Source organism: Sulfitobacter sp. D7 (assembly GCF_003611275.1).
Classification (GTDB): domain Bacteria; phylum Pseudomonadota; class Alphaproteobacteria; order Rhodobacterales; family Rhodobacteraceae; genus Sulfitobacter; species Sulfitobacter profundi.
Genome location: NZ_CP020694.1, coordinates 3,251,832 through 3,268,434, shown reverse-complemented (window position 1 = coordinate 3,268,434; position 16,603 = coordinate 3,251,832). Strand labels below are relative to the sequence as shown.

Genomic DNA, 16,603 nt, shown 5'->3' with positions numbered 1-16,603 from the left:
CGAAGGGGGGTAGACCTAGCGCCATGAAATACCCGCTTGTTACCGCCGCCCTACTTGCCTGCGCCACACCGCTTGGCGCGCATCCGCATATCTTTGTCGATACCGGTTTTGAGGTGATCCTCGATGCCGAGGGGCGCTTGACCCATCTGCGGATCACATGGGCCTATGACGAATTCTATTCTCTGTTGGTGACCGAGGATCGCGGCCTCGACCCCGATTACGATAGCGTGCTGACCGAGGCGGAAGTCGCCTCTCTCAACGGGTTCGACATGCGTTGGGTTGAAGGGTTCAACGGCGATACGGTCTTGCTGAACGGCGGTGAAGAGATCGCGCTCTCCAGTCCGCAAGAGGTGGCGACGACCTTTTCCGAGGGCCGGATCATCACCAGCCATCTGCGGGCGGTCGAGGGCGATGCGCCTGACGCGAATGGGCTAGTCATTAAACCCTATGACCCGACCTATTACACTGCCTATGAGGTGACTCAGAAGGTGACCGTGCAAGGCGATGACGCCTGTCGCGCGCGGGTCAAGATGCCAGAGATGAACGCCGATCTGCGCGAACTTCAGCAGGATCTGAGCGCCTTGGACGCGAATACCGATCCGAACGATGTCGGCCTGCCTGAAATTGGCGAAGCCTTGGCCAATGAGGTGGTGATCACATGCGACGCATCATAGCGCTGGCCGCATTGGCGACCCTGCTGGCGCTGGCGGCGCTGTGGTGGACGGGGGGCTTTAACGCCCTTGCCCATTGGGCGGCAGGGCAGCAACGCGGGTTTCAAAACAGCATCGCCAGCGGGCTGCGCGCCACGCGGGGGGGCGATACCGCGGCGTTCTGGACGGTGCTGCTGGCGTCTTTTGCCTACGGCGTGGTGCATGCTGCAGGGCCGGGGCATGGCAAGATCGTGATTGGCGGCTATGGGCTGGCGCGCTCTGTGCCGATGCTGCGGCTGTCGCTAATCGCTCTGGCCGCCTCGCTTGGCCAAGCGGTGACGGCGGTGGTCTTGGTCTATGCGGGGATCCTGCTTTTGGGCCTTGGCCGTGAGGCTCTGGTGGGCGTGACCGAAGACATCATGGCCCCGGCAAGCTACGGCGCAATTGCCCTTATCGGGCTTTGGCTGATCTGGCGCGGGCTGCGTCATGCGCGGCAAAAGGAGGCGGCGCATAGCGAAGAAGTTTGCGGCCATTGCGGTCATGCCCATGGGCCAAGCTTGGCGCAGGTCCAGCAGGCGGGCAGCCTGCGCGATGCGCTGCTTTTGATTGCTGGGATCGCCATCCGTCCCTGCACCGGGGCGCTTTTTGTGCTGGTGATCACTTGGCATATGGGCATTGGCGGTGTCGGTGTTTTGGGCGCTTTTGCCATGGCCCTTGGCACCGGGTTGATCACCATCGCCACCGGGCTTGCCGCCACGGGGTTGCGGGCGGGGGTGCTTGGTGGGCTCGCCGGATCGCCGCGCTTGGCACAGGCCGCGGCGGTGGCAGAGCTGACGGCAGGGCTTATCGTCGTCACGCTTGCGGGCGGGCTGCTGCTTCGCGCGCTTTAACGGCGGCCTTCGCGCAGCCAAGCGGCAATGATGAACAGGGCCGAAAGCAACAGCACCAGCCAGCCCGGCAGCAGCGGTGTTTGCCGCACATCGCGGGTCTCATAAGCGCCACGTGGGGTCAGCCCCAGCCAGCCGCGTCCGGCAGCCGGACGGCCAAGGCGCACGTCGCGCAGGCGCGGCAGCCCGTCTTCCACCCGTGCCACGCCACCGCGCAGGGTGTCGATGGCTGGGCGCAGTGCTGCGTCACTGGCAATCGTCTCAATAAACTCGCGCGGGGCAGCAGGGCCTAGGCCGATGACAGTCACCTCCTCCCCGTTTTCCAATCGGTAGAGGCCCATCTCTTCGCCCGTGAATTCAGCCTCAAAACGGCCCGGACCAGCGGGGGCGAGGGGCATTTCGGTGGTGCTGCCATCAGGGGCGGTGATGGTGACGGGGGGCACGGTTTCATCCAAGGTGCGCCGGGTGATGCGCATGGTGCGGCCTTGGGCGGTGGCGGTCAGCGCCTCTTCCTCAAGCTCGGGTTCTTTCATCATCCAATGCGCCAAACGGCGCAACAGTTCCAACTGCGGGCCACCGCCCTCATAGCCCCGGTTCCACAGCCACGCATGGTCTGAGGCCAGCAGCGCCACGCGGCCTTCGTCGACGCGGTCAAGCACCAGCAGTGGGCGGTCGTCTGCGCCGCTCATCACCACATCGCCACGCTCAGCTGTCACGTCGATCTGGCGCAGCCAGCGGCCCCAGTCGCCTTTGCCCGGCAGTTCGGCGGTCACGGGATGGCGCTGACCGATGTCGGTCACGACGGGGGGGAAGGCTTCGTCCAAAACCCGCGCGGTGGGGGTGGCAGGCAGCACCGTGCCAAGCGGCGACCGGTAGAGGCTGTCGGCACTGGCGAAATCCGGCCCCGCCGCGACCAGCACCGCGCCGCCCTTGCGCACATATTGCGCCACATTATCGAGGTAGAGCGCAGGTAGGATGCCACGCCGCTGGTAGCGGTCAAAGATGATCAGGTCAAAGTCGTCAATCTTGTCCATGAACAATTCGCGCGTCGGAAAGGCGATCAGCGACAACTCGTTCACCGGCACGCCGTCCTGCTTGTCGGGCGGGCGCAGAATCGTGAAATGCACCAGATCGACCGCGCTGTCGGACTTCAGCAGGTTGCGCCACGTGCGCCCCCCGGGATGCGGCTCGCCCGAGACGAGCAGCACGCTCAGCCGGTCGCGCACCCCGTTCATCTGGATCAGCGCGGCATTGTTGCGGTCGGTCAATTCCCCCGGCGCTTCGGGCAGGGAGAAACGGATCACATTGCGCCCCCCGTGGGGCAGGGCGACGGGCAGTTCGAGGTCTTGGCCAATGGGAACGTCAAAGCTTTGCGGGTCTTCACCATCGACAGAGATATCAAGCCGGGTCAGCCCCCCGTCCTCGGGCGCGGCGCCCAGATCGTCGATGCGCAGGGTCAGGGTCACCGGCTCCCCGATGATGGCAAAAGCAGGGGCATTGCGCACGGTCAGGCGGCGGTCCCAATCTGCGGCCCGACCGGTTTGCAGCAGGTGCAGCGGCGCGGGCAGGTCAAGCGGCAGGTCCGCGTCATGCACCCGGCCATCGCTAACCGCCAGAATGCCCGCAATCCGCGCGCGCGGCTCTTCGGCCAGCGCGTCGGCCAGCGTGGTCATCAACCGTGTGCCCGCGTCCTCGGCCCCGTCGGGCACGGTGATGCGGCGCAGTTCCGTATTCGGGCGCGCGGTGATCCGGTCGGCCATCGCCTCGGCGGCGGTATCGGACTGGTCGGCGCGGTCCGCCAGCCGCTGGCTGGCGCTTTCGTCTTCCAACAGCAGCACGATGTCACTCAGCGGGGCACGGTCCTCGGTTTGATAGGATGGGCCAGCCAATGCGCCGAGCACCACCACGGCGGCCAGCCCCCGCAGTGCCCAGCCCGACAGGCCACGCCACACCGCCAGCAGAACGCCAATCGCGGCAAGCACCGCCAGCCCAATCAACAGCGGCAGCGGGATCAGCGGGTCGAAAAGCACGGTTCCGGTCATTGGCCCAACCTATCCAGCAGCGCAGGCACATGGACCTGATCAGATTTGTAGTTGCCCGTCAGCACATGCATCACAAGGTTCACACCAAAGCGGTAGGCCAATTCGCGCTGCCGTTCTCCGGCATAGCCGCGCCCGATGGGCAGCAAGGGCGCGCCATCGCGGCGCACGGCCCAAGCGGCGGCCCAATCGTTGCCGCCGATCACCACCGGGGTGACACCGTCATTGAGGTTGCGGAAAGGCATGCCTTCGATCCGCTCGGCGTCGGGCGGCGCGGCCTCAACCCAGACATCGCGGCTGGTGTAGCGGCCCGGGTAGTCCTGCAGCAGATAGAAGGTGCGGGTCAGCACATGGTCGCCGGGCAGCGGCTCAAGCGGTGGGATGTCGAGCGGGGCGGCCAATTCCTGCAGCTTGCGCCCGTTCGGGCTGGCGGCGCCATAGCTTGCGATATCCGCGTCGCGTGTATCAAACAGGATCAACCCGCCCGACCGGAGATAGTCGTTCAGCTTGCCATAAGCCTCGGTTGAAGGCTGTGGTTGATCGGGGGTGACGGGCCAATAGAGGATCGGGAAAAAGGCGAGTTCGTCCTGCTCCAAATCGACACCTGTGGGCAGGGCAGGCTCTACCGTGGTGCGAAAATAAAGCGTGTCCGACAGGCCGGTCAGCCCGGCGCGGGCGACCTCGTCAACGTCGCTATTGCCGGTCAGCACATGAGCCAGCGTGACCTCGGAGGCGGAGCGCACGGCAAAGCTTTCGGGGTCAGTCTCTTGCGCGTCCCCCATTTGTGGCAAGCCCAGCCCCAAGATCAGCGCCAGAGTACCAGCCGAGCGGCGCAGCAGCAGCCCCGAAAGGGCAAGAGAGGCCAGCACATCGGCAACCAGCAACAGGATCGCGAGGCTCAGAAGTGCTCCGGCCAGCGGCTGTTCCGGCGGCAGCGCAAGACCACGCAGCGGCACATCCGAGGGCCATGTGGCGGGGGTGAGCGTGGTCTCAGCAGTCAGCACATTGCGCGCCAGCCGTCGGTCTTCTGAGCCGTAGATGCCGGGGGGTAGCGCAGGGCCAGCGGGGGCCGAAATCAAGTCAGGCCCCGCGACACCGGGCAGGTTGCCCGCGTCCGACAGGGTGCCGAAACCATCCATCACCCGCAGCGGGGTCCATGTGGTGCCCTCAAGGCTACCGGCCTCGGGCGTGCTGGCGCCAGAGGACACAGCCAGCCGCTCCATCATCTGCACGAAAAGGCCTGACAGCGGCAGGGTCGACCATTCCGCCGTGGCGGTGACGTGGAAAAGCACGATCTGCCCCTGACCGACGGCCTTGCGCGTGACCAGCGGCGTGCCGTCACTCAGCGACGCAATCACCCGGTCGGCCAGTGTCGGGTCCGGTTGCGCCACGACCTGCGCGGAAACGGTCACGTCCTCCGGCACCGGCAGGCCAAAGAAGGGCGAACCGTTGCGGAAAGGGGCCAGCGCCTTCGGCTCACCCCAAGACATTGCCCCGCCCACGCTGCGCCCCCCGGCGCGCAGGCGCACGGGCATCAGCGGGTCTTCGTCGATGCGGCTGACATCACTGGCGGCAATGCGTGGCCCGGCGAAGCGGATCAGCATGCCACCCGCATCAATCCACTCTTGCAGAGGCTCTGCTTCGGCGGGGCTGAGGGTGGCCACATCGGCCAGCACGATCACATCGGGGTTGGCGGGCAGCACGTCGGACAGGGTGCCGTCGATCAGGTCAGCACTCGGGGCCAACGCCTGTTCGATATAGTGCAGCGGCGAGAGCAGTTGCAGCCCCTCCTGCGCCCCGCGCCCGCTGATCAGCGCGACCTCACGGCGGCGCAGCCCGTCGTCGACCAATGTGCGCGCCCCGGCAGAGCGTTGGCCCGCGATATCGAAATAGGTCAGCCGCGCGCGCATCTCGGCAGGCAGCGAGAGGGAAGTGCTGGCCTCGGTCGCACCCGCCTCGAAACCTGCGTTGGCGGTGGCCAGCACGCGGGCGTTGCCTGCCGGGTCGCGGCCATGCGCCTGCACTACGGCGTCGCGTTCCGGGCCGGGGGCGGCGCGGCGCAGGGTCAGGTCGATTGCACCGTCTTGATAGACCGCGGGCGCGATGCCGATGACGTTGTTGGCCGACTGATGCACCTCAACCGCGCCTTTGGTCTGCAACGCGGCGAGAAGATCATCCCGGCCCGGATAGTCCAAGCCATCGCTGAACCACATCGTGTCAAAGGCGGGCAGGTCTGCCATGATCTCAGTCGCGCGGGTGATCTGTTCCGGGGCAGGTTGCCACGGCGCGGGTGTGAGCCCGGCAAGGCGACTGCGCCATGCGTTGGCGGATTGGAAGGTTGGCACCTGCGGGTCGGTAAGGGTCAGGATGCCCACCGTCCGCTCGGCCCGCCCGGCGCGGGTCAGTTGCGTGTCGACGGCGGCCAACTGTTGGTCCCAGCGGCTGGCCCCGGCCCATGATGTATCCAGCACCATCAACAGCGGGCCGCTGCCCTGTTCCGCCTCGGCCTGCGGGTTCAGGACCGGCCCGGCAAGGCCAACAATGATCGCAGCCACGGCCAGCATCCGCAGTAGCAGCAGCCACCACGGGGTGCGGTCCGTCGTGCTTTCGTCGTCCGCCAGACCCAAGAGCAGCGCCACACCGGGAAAGCGACGGCGGATCGGGGCGGGAGGCACGGCACGCAGGATCAGCCAGAGGATCGGCAGCGCCATCAGGGCCAGCAGTAGCCAAGGCGCGGTGAAACCGATGCCGCCGAAAACGCTCATGCAGCACTCCCTTGCCGCGCGTCCAACGCGCCATAGAGCCACAGCAGCGCCGATTGCGCCGAGGCATCCGTGTGGTGCAGCCCATAGCGCCAGCCGGTGCGGACGCAGAGTTGTTGCAATTCATCTTTGCGCGCCGCGAGCCGGTCGAGATAGCGGTCGCGCAGGTCGTTCGCCTTCAGCGTCTCATGGCGCAGCGTGCCGCCGACGCTTTCGAAAATGGTACGGCCCGCAAAAGGGAAGGCTTCCTCTGCCGGGTCGAGCAGGTGATACAGCACGCCGCGCACGCCGCGATCGGCGGCTTTGGTCAGCGCGGTGCGGACGGGCTCGAGGTCGCCCATGAAATCCGAGATAAAGATCGCCCGAGCATGGGGGATCATGCCGCGGTGTTCGGGCGGGGCATATTCGCGGGTGTCTTCTTGGCAGAGCAATTCGGCAAGACGCAGCACCTGCGGGTTGCCGCGCCGGGGCGGCAGGGCGGTGCCGGTAAGGCCCACCCGTTCACCGCCGCGCAGCAGCAGGATCGACATCGCGAGGCCCAACAGCCGCGCGCGATCAGCTTTATCGGGCAGCCCTTTGTCAGAGGCAAAGCGCATCGACGCGCCCTGATCGACCCAAAGCATGACCGACTGGGCAATCTGCCATTCCCGCTCTCGCACGAACTCCTGATCGCCCCGCGCCGAGCGGCGGTGATCGACCATGCGTCGGCTGTCGCCCATTTGCGCCGGGCGGTATTGCCAAAAATCATCCCCAGACCCGGATCGGCGGCGGCCATGGGCACCGGGCAACACGGCGCCTGCCAGTTGCTCGGCCCGCGCCAGAAGGGCGGGAAGCCGGGCCGCCTCGCCCTCGGCGTCGGCCCTGAGGGTTAGGGGGGAATGGGTCACGCGGCGGCCTTTTTCCCGATCAGTTGACCGGCGGTGGCGTCGATCAGCCCTTGCAGGCTTTCGCCGCGTGCGCGGGCGGCAAAGTTCAGCGCCATCCGGTGGCTCAGCACCGGGCGGGCCATCGCCAGCACGTCTTCGGCAGAGGGGGCCAACCGCCCCTCCAGCAGCGCACGGGCGCGGACCGTCAGCATCAGCGCCTGCGCGGCACGGGGGCCGGGGCCCCAAGCAACACTCTCGCGCACGGGCTGGGTGGCTTCGGGTTCATCGGGGCGGAAGGCGCGGACAAGGTCAAGGATCAGCTCCACCACGCTGTCGCCCACGGGCATCCGGCGCAGCAGGTTTTGCGCGGCCAGCAGGTCTTCGGTAGAGAAGACAGGGCGCACCGCGCCATCCTCGACGCCGGTGGTGGCGATCAGGATGTCCCGCTCGGTCGCGCGGTCGGGGTAGGCCACGTCGATCTGCACGAGGAAACGGTCAAGCTGTGCTTCGGGCAGCGGGTAGGTGCCTTCTTGCTCGATCGGGTTTTGCGTGGCGAGCACGTGGAAGGGCTGGCCCAATGCGCGGTCTTGGCCAGCCACCGTGACGGTTTTTTCCTGCATCGCCTGCAAAAGCGCAGACTGCGTGCGCGGGCTGGCGCGGTTGATCTCATCCGCCATCAGAAGCTGGCAAAAGATCGGCCCTTCGATAAAGCGAAAGGCCCGGCTGCCGTCGGGCGCGGTATCAAGCACTTCGGAGCCCAGAATATCGGCGGGCATCAGATCGGGGGTGAATTGCACGCGGTTGCCGTGCAGGCCCATGACGGTGCTCAAGGTCTCGACCAGTCGTGTCTTGCCCAAGCCTGGCAGACCAATCAGCAGCCCGTGCCCGCCGCAAAGCAGCGCGGTGAGCGCGAGGTCGACAACCTGTTCTTGCCCGACGAACCGCCCGGTGATCGACTGCTTGGCCTTGCCTAGCTTTTCGGTCAGCGCTTCGATTCGCGCGATCAGATCATCCGCTTCGGCCATGACATTTCTTTCCCCGGAGTTATATCTTTCAGGTGTAAGTGTATCGCGACCAAAGGGAATGGCAAAACCAATGAGCGGACAAAATACCGTGACACCCAGTGCAGACAGCCTGATCGAAGCCGCCAAGGCCGCAAAAACGCGCGGAACCCCGCCGCTTGAGAAGTGGAACCCGGAATTCTGCGGCGATCTGGACATGCAAATCAAACGCGACGGGACGTGGTTTTACCAAGGCACGCCGATCGGGCGGATTGAATTGGTCAAATTGTTCGCTTCGATTCTCTGGCGCGAGGGGGATGACTATTTCCTCAAGTCCCCGGTCGAGAAGGTGGGCATCACGGTCGAAGATGCGCCCTTTGTCGCCGTGGATTTCGAGGCCGAAGGCGAGGGCGAGGCGCAGCAGTTGCGGTTTCTCACCAACCTAGGCGATGTGGCCGAGGCGGGGCCGGAGCATCCGATCCGCGTGGTCCGTGATGAGGAGACGGGCGAGCCTTCGCCCTATGTGCTGCTGCGCCGGAACCTTGAGGCGCTGATCGACCGCAAGAGCTTTTACCGCTTGGTCGATCTGGGCGAGCACCGCGATGGCTGGTTTGGTGTCTGGTCGGGTGGGGAATTCTTTGGCATCATCCCGTCGGAAGACCTGCCGTAAAGCCATCGAAAGCCCGAAATGCCGCTGATACCTGCCGCCAACCTGTCGCTGCTCTGGTCGGGACTGCCCTATCTGGATCGGTTCGACGCGGCGGCAGAAGCGGGGTTTGGCGCGGTCGAAGTGTTGTTTCCCTATGACATCCCCGCGAAAGAGACGCAGCGCGCCTTGCTGCGCAACGGGTTAACCCTTGCCCTGATCAATGCCCCACCGCCGAATTATACCGGCGGCCAGGCAGGTTTCGCGGCCATTCCGGGCGGGGAGGCACGCTTTGCCCATGATATGTGTCGTGTCTGGCGCTATGTCGACGCGCTGCGGCCCAGAATGGTCCATGTCATGGCCGGGGAGGCCGAAGGGCCAGCGGCGGCAGAGGCATTCGTGGCGAACCTCCGTCATGCCGCCGCCGAGGCGCCGCCGGAGGTCACTTTGATGATCGAGCCGCTCTGCCCTGAGGCCAGACCGGGGTATTTCTTGAACGATTACGCTCAGGCGGCGGATCTTCTCGCGGCAGTGAATGCGCCGAATGTGGGGCTGCAGTTCGACAGTTTTCACGCGCAGATGATCCATGGCGATGCCGTGGCGGTATTCGAGGAATATCGCCCCCTAATCCGCCATGTGCAGCTTGGTGACGCGCCGGGGCGTGGGGCGCCGGGCAGCGGTGATGTCGATTTCGACGGGCTCTTTGCCGCGCTGCGGGCGGGTTATGACGGTTTTGTCAGCGGGGAGTATGCGGCGGGCGTGGCGACGGAGCAGACACTCGGATGGGTGGCCGCCTTAGGGGAATGACACCGGCGTATCGCCGGGCTGCCACTGGGGGTATTTGTCCATCACACTTTCGAACCGGGGCGAGGCGAGGAAGCGGTCGAGCCAGCCGCGCAGGGCGGGCCAATCCTGCGCGTCGAACCAAGCGCGGTCGATGAAGGCGAACTGCCGCACGAAGGGCAGGATCGCGTAATCTGCCAGCGTGGGACGGTCGAAAATCCAATCGTCCAGTTGCGCGTCGAGGTCTTGGAGAAAGGCGGCGGCCTTGGCGCGTTGTTCTTGGGGGTCCACATCGGGATAGCGGGTGGCGTATTTGGTGCGGTCGAGCGCGTCTTTGAACGGGCCATCGGCGCGGGTGATCCAATCGTGCCCCTCGGGCGGCATGTCGAGCCAGCCTTCGGGATCGCTTTGGGCCAGCGCCCATTTCATGATGTCGAGGCTTTCGTCGATGGGGCCGGTTTCGGTGACGAGGCAAGGGACGGTGGCGGTGGGGGATGCGTCGAGGAAGGCTTGCGGTTTGTCCCGCAGGACGACTTCGCGCAGGTGGACGGGCGTTTGCGCGGCGGCGATGGCAAGCCGCGCGCGCATGGCGTAGGGGCAGCGGCGGAAGGAGTAGAGGATTGAGGTCATGGGGAGTATTTAGGTGACATGGGCAAGATGTACAAAGGGCCATGGCCTGACCGCGGGTCGGCGACCGGGCAGAGGTTTCTGCCACTTTATGGCTCATCCGTGATGTGTGCTCGAAAGGGTATGCCCAGCCTCACCAAATCGCCTACCCGAGGGGCGGGCAGGCGATGGCCCGGCGCCTGCGGCTTGATTCCGGGCCGGTGCTTCATTTCACCCTACTGAAACGGTGTCGGCGGAAGTCCCTTACCGGCAAAGCGCGCCACATCATCCACCCGCTTCGACCGTGCCGTCGTGGTCCGCGCCGCGTCGATCCATGCCAGCGCATCGGCGCGCAACTCATCGCTGTATCCGTCCCAGCCCGCCTGTGCGCCGGTCTCTTCCAGCGCTTGGGCGAGGTCTTCGGGGAGGTCTATATGCTCCATCAATGCGCCTCCGCCCAGTTGGCACCGACGCCGGCATCGACGATCAGCTTTACATCAAGCTTCACCACCGGATCATTGGCGTTCTCCATCACCTCGCGCGCGGCGGCGATCAGCGCGTCTTCGGCCCCTTTTTCAACTTCGAACAGCAGTTCATCGTGCACCTGCAACAGCATCGTCGCGGGCAGATCGGCGATGGCCTCGGGCATCCGCACCATGGCGCGGCGGATCACGTCGGCGGCGGTGCCTTGGATCGGCGCGTTGATCGCGGCGCGGGCGGCGAAACCGGCTTGCGGCCCCTTGGCGCCGATGTTGGGCGTGTTGATCTTACGCCCGAACAGCGTCTGCACAAACCCGTGCTCTTTGGCGAAGGCCTTGGTGTCGTCCATATAGGTGCGGATGCCGGGGAAGCGTTCGAAGTAACGGTCGATAAAGCCCTGCGCCTCGGCCCGTGGAATGCGCAGGTTGCGCGCGAGGCCGAAGCCGGAGATGCCGTAGATCACACCGAAGTTGATCGCCTTGGCGTTGCGGCGAATTTCCGGGGTCATCTGATCCATCGGCACGTCAAACATCTCGGACGCTGTCATGGCGTGGATGTCGTCGCCGCGTTGGAAAGCTTCCTTCAAGGCATCAATCTGAGCGATATGCGCCAAGATGCGCAGCTCAATCTGGCTGTAGTCCAGCGCCACCAGCACCTTGCCCTCGGGCGCGACAAAAGCCTCACGAATGCGGCGGCCCTCTTCGGAGCGGATCGGGATGTTTTGTAGGTTCGGATCGGTGGAGGCCAGACGCCCCGTCGCCGCGCCCGCGATGGAATAGCAGGTGTGCACCCGGCCCGTGTCGGCGTTCACATGGTCTTGCAGCGCGTCGGTATAGGTCGACTTCAGTTTGGACAGTTGCCGCCAGTCCAGCACCCGACGGGCGAGGTCATGTTCGGTGGCCAGATCCTCCAGCACATCCGCGCCGGTGGAATATTTGCCGGTCTTGCCCTTTTTGCCGCCCTCAAGCCCCATCTTGCCAAACAGGATTTCACCCAGCTGCGCGGGGGAGCCGACGTTGAACGTCTCTCCGGCCAGCTCGTGAATATCAGCCTCTAGCCCCGCCATTTTCTGGGCGAAAGCATTGGACATCCGGCTGAGCGTGTCGCGGTCGACGAGTATCCCCGAACGTTCCATCTGGGCCAACACGGGCACCAACGGGCGCTCAAGCGTTTCGTAGACTTTGGTCACTTCGGCGCGGTGCAGCTGCGGCTTGAAGAGTTTCCACAGGCGCAGGGTGACATCGGCGTCTTCGGCGGCATAGGGCACCGCGTCTTCCATCGGCACCTTGTCAAAAGTCACGGCAGATTTGCCGCTGCCCAATAGCGGTTTAATCGGCAGGGGCGTGTGGCCGAGGTAACGTTCCGAGAGCGTGTCCATCCCATGCCCGTGCAGGCCTGCGTGCATCGCGTAGGACATCAGCATAGTGTCGTCGGTGGGTGCTACGGTGATGCCGAGTTGGGCAAAGATTTTGCCGTCGTATTTCATATTCTGCCCGATTTTCAGGATCGCAGGATCCTCCAGCATCGGGGTCAGCAGTTGCAGCGCTTCCTCAATCGGCATCTGGCCGGGCGCGAGGTCATCGGAGCCGAACAGATCATCACTGCGGCTGGCCTTGTGGGTCAGCGGGATATAGCAGGCCTGCCCGGCCTCAACCGACAGCGACACGCCGACCAGTTCGGCGGTCATCTCGTTCAGGCCGGTGGTTTCGGTATCGACCGCGACATAGCCGACCTCATAAATCCGGTCGAGCCAAACGCGCAGCGCCTCGGCGTCGCTGACCTGCTCATATTTGCTGTGGTCGAAGGGCACATCCGCGACCTGCGGTGCGTCGGCCACGGCAGGCGCTGGCGCGTCGGGGATGGCGGGGGCTTCGCGGCCCAGCACTTCGGCCACGCGTTTTGACAGGGTGCGGAATTCCATCTCAGACAGGAAGCCGAGCAGGCGGTCGGCATCGGGGTCGCGCACTTCGAGGTCGTCGATGGTGAAGTCGATGGGCGTGTTTTCATCGAGCAGCACGAGGCTGCGGCTCAGGCGGATTTGCTCGGCATGGTCGATCAGGGTCTGGCGGCGTTTGGGCTGTTTGATCTCGCTCGCGCGTTCCAGCAGCGCATCCAGATCGCCGTATTCGTTGATCAGCAGCGCCGCTGTCTTGATGCCGATGCCGGGCGCGCCGGGCACGTTGTCGACCGAATCGCCCGCCAGCGCCTGCACATCCACCACGCGGTCAGGGTAGACACCGAACTTCTCGAAGACGCCATCGCGGTCGATGGTCTTGTTCTTCATCGCGTCCAGCATTTCCACGCCGTCGCCGACAAGCTGCATCAGGTCTTTGTCAGAGCTGATGATCGTGCAACGCCCCCCGGCGGCGCGGGCCTGTACGGCGAGGGTGGCGATGATGTCATCCGCCTCATAGCCCTCAAGCTCTTTGCAAGCGATGTTGAACGCCTCGGTCGCGGTACGGGTCAGCGGGATCTGCGGGCGCAGGTCTTCGGGCATGGCCTCGCGGTTGGCCTTGTACTGGTCGTACATGTCATTGCGGAAAGTGTGGCTGCCCTTGTCGAAGATCACGGCAACATGCGTGGGCGCATTGGGGCCGGTGTTGCCTTCAACATAGCGGTGCAGCATGTTGCAGAAGCCCGCTACGGCGCCGATGGGCATGCCGTCGGATTTGCGCGTCAGCGGTGGCAGGGCGTGATAGGCGCGAAAGATGAAGGCCGAGCCGTCGATCAGATGCAGGTGGTGGCCTTTGCCGAATGTCATAGGAATGCTCCGCTGGGTTGGCGACCCTTTTGCCACGAAGCATGGCCCACGGCCAGACGCCAATGCGCCGCGCGGGCAGGTTCGTGCCGTCGGTTCAGATGTTCAGAGGGGGCCGGAAAGGCTCAGACTTTGCCTTCGAAATCCGCACGGACGAATTTGCAATCGCAGTAGCCGCATTCGACCCAGCCGCGGTCTTGGGGGATTTGCAGCCAGACGCGCGGATGGCCAAGCGCGCCTTCGCTGCCGTCGCAGGCCACGCGCCAAGTGTTCACGATGCGGGTTTCGGGCGCTTGCAGGGTCATGGAGTTGGTCCTCGGCTCAGGCGAAAGTTGCCACTCGTTATGACCAAAGCAGGCGCGCGGGGCAAGGGCTCTGCGCGGGAATGGGAGGCTTGTGCACAAAGTGGTTCAAGTGCCAGCCCACAAGGGGTAAAAGGCGCTGAACAGCCACCAAGCCGGAGCAACAGTCTGATGAGCGCCCCCAAACCTGTCGTATTGTGCATCCTTGACGGTTGGGGCCTCAGCGAGGTGCCGGAGGGCAACGCCCCCCTGCTGGCCAAGACGCCGAATTTTGACCGGATCATGCAAGCGGGACCAAAGGCGCAGCTGATCACCCATGGCCCCGACGTGGGCCTGCCGCGCGGGCAGATGGGCAATTCCGAGGTTGGCCACACCAATATCGGCGCGGGCCGGGTGGTGGCGATGGATCTGGGGCAGATTGATCTGGCGATCGAAGAAGGCAGCTTTGCCGAGAATGCGCGGCTGCGGGGTTTTATCGCCAAGCTCAAGGAAACCGGCGGCACGGCGCATCTGATGGGCGTCGTCTCGGACGGGGGGGTGCATGGGCATCTGAGCCATATGATCGCCGCCGCCCGCGCACTGGTTGCGGCGGGACTGCCGGTGGTGATCCATGCGGTGACCGATGGGCGCGACGTGGCACCGTCTTCAGCGCTTGGCTATTTCGAGACGCTGGAGGCGGCGCTGCCCGAAGGCGTCAGGATCGTCACCGTGACAGGGCGCTATTTCGCGATGGACCGCGACAACCGTTGGGACCGGGTGGGCAAGGCTTCGGCGGCAATTCTGCGCGGCGAAGGGCAGGCATTTCCCGATGCCCGCGCAGCGGTGCAGGCGGCCTACGGGCGGGGCGAGACGGATGAGTTCTTTGCCGCCAGTGTGATCGACGGCTATGCGGGGGCGGCGACGGGCGACGGGCTCTTCTGCCTTAACTTCCGCGCCGACCGCGCGCGCGAGATCATGGCGGCCTTGGGCGATCCGGGGTTCGACGCCTATGACATCGGTCCGCGCCCCGATTGGGCGGCGCTGATGGGCATGGCGGAATATTCCAAAGACCACGCCGCCTATATGACCACGATGTATCCCAAGCCGGACATCAAAAACACGCTGGGGGATTGGGTGGCGCAACAGGGGCTGCGGCAGTTCCGTTTGGCCGAGACCGAGAAATATCCCCATGTGACCTTTTTCCTCAACGGGGGTGTCGAAACCCCGGCGGCGGGCGAAGACCGCAACATGCCCAAGTCGCCCGATGTCGCGACCTATGACATGCAGCCCGAGATGTCCTGCGCCGAGGTGACGGATCAGTTCGTGCAGGCGATCGAGGCGGGCTATGACCTGATCGTGGTGAATTACGCCAACCCCGATATGGTCGGCCATACCGGTGATCTTGAGGCAGCGATTGCGGCTTGCGAGGCGGTGGACGCGGGGCTGGGCCGGGTGCTCAAGGCGCTGGAAAAGGCGGGCGGCGCGATGATCGTTACGGCGGATCACGGCAATTGCGAGATGATGATCGACCCTGAGACCGGTGGCGCGCATACGGCGCATACGCTTAACCCTGTGCCGGTGGTGGCGGTGGGCGCGCCCGAAGGGACCGCCCTGCGCGACGGGCGTCTGGCCGATCTGGCACCGACGGTGCTGGAGTTGATGGGCCTGCCGCAGCCCGAAGAAATGACCGGGAAAAGCCTGCTGACATGAAGCATTTCGCCGCGGCTGTTGTTTTTGCCTGCCTGCCCCTGATGGCACAGGCGCAGGCCGATGAGGCCGCCGCGGAGGCACGCGCGGCCGCGACCGCGTTGGAGGCGGCAGGGGCGCGGCTCGATCAAGCCGATGGCGCGCGCGACCGGGTGCAGGCGCTGACCGAAACGATTCAGGCGTTTGAGGCGGGGCTTGCCGCGATGCGGGCAGGGCTGCGTCAGGCGGCGATCAACGAGGCACAGCTTAGCCGCAAGCTACAGGCGCGCGAGGGCGAGGTGGCGCAGTTCTTGGGCGTTTTGCAAAGCATCGGTGGTGATCCCTCGCCCGTGGTGCTGTTGCACCCCGATGGCCCGATGGGCACTGCGCGTGCCGGGATGTTGCTGGCGGAATTGACGCCCGCGCTCAACGCCCGCGCCGATGCACTGCGCCAAGACTACGAAGACATCAAAACCCTGCGTGCCTTGCAGACCGATGCGGCACAGCGGTTGCAAGAGGGGCTGACCGAAGTGCAGCGCGCCCGCACCGCGCTCAATCAGGCGATGGCCAACCGTACCGATCTGCCCACGCGCTTTACCGAAGACCCGGTGCGCACCGCGATCCTGATTGCCTCGACCGAGACATTGGATGGCTTTGCCAGTGGCCTGTCCGAGATCACCACCGGCGCGGAAGAACCCGCCCCGGTGAACCTTGACGGTCAGGTGGGCGAGCTGCCCTTGCCCGCCCAAGGCTTGGTGCTGCGCAAGGCGGGAGAGACGGATTCGGCTGGGGTCACACGGCCCGGCATGATCCTTGCCACCCGGCCCCGCGCCATCGTCACCAGCCCGGCGGCATCAACGATCCGATACGTCGGTCCGTTGCTGGATCTGGGCAATGTCGTGATCCTTGAGCCGCAGGTCGATACGCTTTTTGTGCTGGCGGGGCTGGATATCGTTTACGGCCAAGCCGGGCAGGTGATTGCCGGTGGCACGCCCATCGGGTTGATGGGCGGGCCGGAAAGCGGCACAAGTTCCCAGATGTCACCAAATGGTGAAGGCACTGGCACTGACCGGACGGAAACGCTCTATATAGAAGTCAGGCAAGACAACACACCTCAGGACCCGGCAGACTGGTTCCGCACCGACAAGGATGGATAGC

The 16,603-nt window shown here is 65.1% G+C and carries 14 protein-coding genes; 6 read left to right on the top strand and 8 right to left on the bottom strand.

The annotated features are described in order from the left end of the window. The first annotated feature begins 23 nt into the window (after nt 1-23). Complete coding sequence (locus B5M07_RS16040; RefSeq protein ID WP_120352024.1) at nt 24-674, top strand: DUF1007 family protein; 651 nt, start codon at nt 24-26, stop codon at nt 672-674. Further along, nucleotides 659-1,540 (top strand): nickel/cobalt transporter, encoded by an 882-nt coding sequence (locus tag B5M07_RS16035; RefSeq protein WP_120352023.1) that lies wholly within the window; start codon nt 659-661, stop codon nt 1,538-1,540. The genes B5M07_RS16040 and B5M07_RS16035 overlap by 16 nt, the downstream gene beginning before the upstream one ends. On the opposite strand, the gene B5M07_RS16030 is transcribed toward B5M07_RS16035, so the two are convergent. Genes B5M07_RS16030 through B5M07_RS16015 form a run of 4 tightly spaced genes read right to left on the bottom strand, consistent with a single transcriptional unit; the run spans nt 1,537 to nt 8,229 of the window. Further along, entirely contained in the window at nt 1,537-3,579 is a 2,043-nt protein-coding gene (locus B5M07_RS16030) for a hypothetical protein (RefSeq protein ID WP_120352022.1), read from the bottom strand. The genes B5M07_RS16035 and B5M07_RS16030 overlap by 4 nt on opposite strands. Then, nucleotides 3,576-6,341 carry a DUF4159 domain-containing protein gene (locus tag B5M07_RS16025; protein ID WP_120352021.1) on the bottom strand — a complete coding sequence of 922 codons (2,766 nt, stop codon included), beginning with the start codon at nt 6,339-6,341 and terminating at the stop codon, nt 3,576-3,578. Before B5M07_RS16025 ends, B5M07_RS16030 begins: the two co-directional genes overlap by 4 nt. Further along, complete coding sequence (locus tag B5M07_RS16020) at nt 6,338-7,225, bottom strand: DUF58 domain-containing protein (protein WP_120352020.1); 888 nt, start codon at nt 7,223-7,225, stop codon at nt 6,338-6,340. The genes B5M07_RS16025 and B5M07_RS16020 overlap by 4 nt, the downstream gene beginning before the upstream one ends. Beyond that, nucleotides 7,222-8,229, bottom strand: a complete 1,008-nt coding sequence (locus tag B5M07_RS16015; protein ID WP_120352019.1) for an AAA family ATPase — start codon at nt 8,227-8,229, stop codon at nt 7,222-7,224. The genes B5M07_RS16020 and B5M07_RS16015 overlap by 4 nt, the downstream gene beginning before the upstream one ends. A 70-nt stretch (nt 8,230-8,299) precedes the next feature. On the opposite strand from B5M07_RS16015, the gene B5M07_RS16010 reads away from it, so the two are divergent. Further along, on the top strand, nt 8,300-8,875 hold the full coding sequence (locus tag B5M07_RS16010; RefSeq protein WP_120352018.1) for a DUF1285 domain-containing protein: 576 nt from the start codon (nt 8,300-8,302) through the stop codon (nt 8,873-8,875). 18 nt (nt 8,876-8,893) lie between these two features. Continuing rightward, the gene (locus tag B5M07_RS16005; RefSeq protein WP_205570878.1) at nt 8,894-9,658 is read left to right on the top strand and encodes a hydroxypyruvate isomerase family protein; all 765 of its coding nucleotides are present in this window, start codon (nt 8,894-8,896) and stop codon (nt 9,656-9,658) included. On the opposite strand, the gene B5M07_RS16000 is transcribed toward B5M07_RS16005, so the two are convergent. The 4 genes from B5M07_RS16000 to B5M07_RS15985 all read right to left on the bottom strand — a co-directional run bounded on the left by B5M07_RS16000 (nt 9,647) and on the right by B5M07_RS15985 (nt 13,783). Beyond that, nucleotides 9,647-10,264, bottom strand: coding sequence for a glutathione S-transferase (locus tag B5M07_RS16000; RefSeq protein ID WP_120352017.1), 618 nt, complete (start codon nt 10,262-10,264; stop codon nt 9,647-9,649). The genes B5M07_RS16005 and B5M07_RS16000 overlap by 12 nt on opposite strands. 212 nt (nt 10,265-10,476) lie before the next feature. Next, on the bottom strand, nt 10,477-10,683 hold the full coding sequence (locus tag B5M07_RS15995) for a YdeI/OmpD-associated family protein (RefSeq protein WP_120352016.1): 207 nt from the start codon (nt 10,681-10,683) through the stop codon (nt 10,477-10,479). Then, nucleotides 10,683-13,481 carry a DNA polymerase I gene (gene polA / locus B5M07_RS15990; protein ID WP_205570877.1) on the bottom strand — a complete coding sequence of 933 codons (2,799 nt, stop codon included), beginning with the start codon at nt 13,479-13,481 and terminating at the stop codon, nt 10,683-10,685. The genes B5M07_RS15995 and polA overlap by 1 nt, the downstream gene beginning before the upstream one ends. Nucleotides 13,482-13,603: 122 nt before the next feature. After that, nucleotides 13,604-13,783 carry a zinc-finger domain-containing protein gene (locus B5M07_RS15985; RefSeq protein WP_120352015.1) on the bottom strand — a complete coding sequence of 60 codons (180 nt, stop codon included), beginning with the start codon at nt 13,781-13,783 and terminating at the stop codon, nt 13,604-13,606. Nucleotides 13,784-13,951: 168 nt separating this feature from the next. Between B5M07_RS15985 and gpmI the strand changes: the two genes are divergently transcribed. Continuing rightward, the gene (gpmI, locus tag B5M07_RS15980) at nt 13,952-15,469 is read left to right on the top strand and encodes a 2,3-bisphosphoglycerate-independent phosphoglycerate mutase (protein WP_120352014.1); all 1,518 of its coding nucleotides are present in this window, start codon (nt 13,952-13,954) and stop codon (nt 15,467-15,469) included. Further along, on the top strand, nt 15,466-16,602 hold the full coding sequence (locus tag B5M07_RS15975) for a murein hydrolase activator EnvC family protein (RefSeq protein WP_120352013.1): 1,137 nt from the start codon (nt 15,466-15,468) through the stop codon (nt 16,600-16,602). Before gpmI ends, B5M07_RS15975 begins: the two co-directional genes overlap by 4 nt. Nucleotide 16,603 lies beyond the last annotated feature (1 nt).

Bases quoted from the DNA above. Each gene is read 5' to 3' on its own strand.
- B5M07_RS16035 (WP_120352023.1), top strand. From the start codon at position 659: ATGCGACGCATCATAGCGCTGGCCGCATTGGCGACCCTGCTGGCGCTG.
- polA (WP_205570877.1), bottom strand. From the start codon at position 13,481: ATGACATTCGGCAAAGGCCACCACCTGCATCTGATCGACGGCTCGGCC.
- B5M07_RS15975 (WP_120352013.1), top strand. From the start codon at position 15,466: ATGAAGCATTTCGCCGCGGCTGTTGTTTTTGCCTGCCTGCCCCTGATG.
- B5M07_RS16005 (WP_205570878.1), top strand. From the start codon at position 8,894: ATGCCGCTGATACCTGCCGCCAACCTGTCGCTGCTCTGGTCGGGACTG.
- B5M07_RS15985 (WP_120352015.1), bottom strand. From the start codon at position 13,783: ATGACCCTGCAAGCGCCCGAAACCCGCATCGTGAACACTTGGCGCGTG.
- B5M07_RS16010 (WP_120352018.1), top strand. From the start codon at position 8,300: ATGAGCGGACAAAATACCGTGACACCCAGTGCAGACAGCCTGATCGAA.
- gpmI (WP_120352014.1), top strand. From the start codon at position 13,952: ATGAGCGCCCCCAAACCTGTCGTATTGTGCATCCTTGACGGTTGGGGC.
- B5M07_RS16040 (WP_120352024.1), top strand. From the start codon at position 24: ATGAAATACCCGCTTGTTACCGCCGCCCTACTTGCCTGCGCCACACCG.
- B5M07_RS16015 (WP_120352019.1), bottom strand. From the start codon at position 8,229: ATGGCCGAAGCGGATGATCTGATCGCGCGAATCGAAGCGCTGACCGAA.
- B5M07_RS16000 (WP_120352017.1), bottom strand. From the start codon at position 10,264: ATGACCTCAATCCTCTACTCCTTCCGCCGCTGCCCCTACGCCATGCGC.
- B5M07_RS15995 (WP_120352016.1), bottom strand. From the start codon at position 10,683: ATGGAGCATATAGACCTCCCCGAAGACCTCGCCCAAGCGCTGGAAGAG.
- B5M07_RS16025 (WP_120352021.1), bottom strand. From the start codon at position 6,341: ATGAGCGTTTTCGGCGGCATCGGTTTCACCGCGCCTTGGCTACTGCTG.
- B5M07_RS16030 (WP_120352022.1), bottom strand. From the start codon at position 3,579: ATGACCGGAACCGTGCTTTTCGACCCGCTGATCCCGCTGCCGCTGTTG.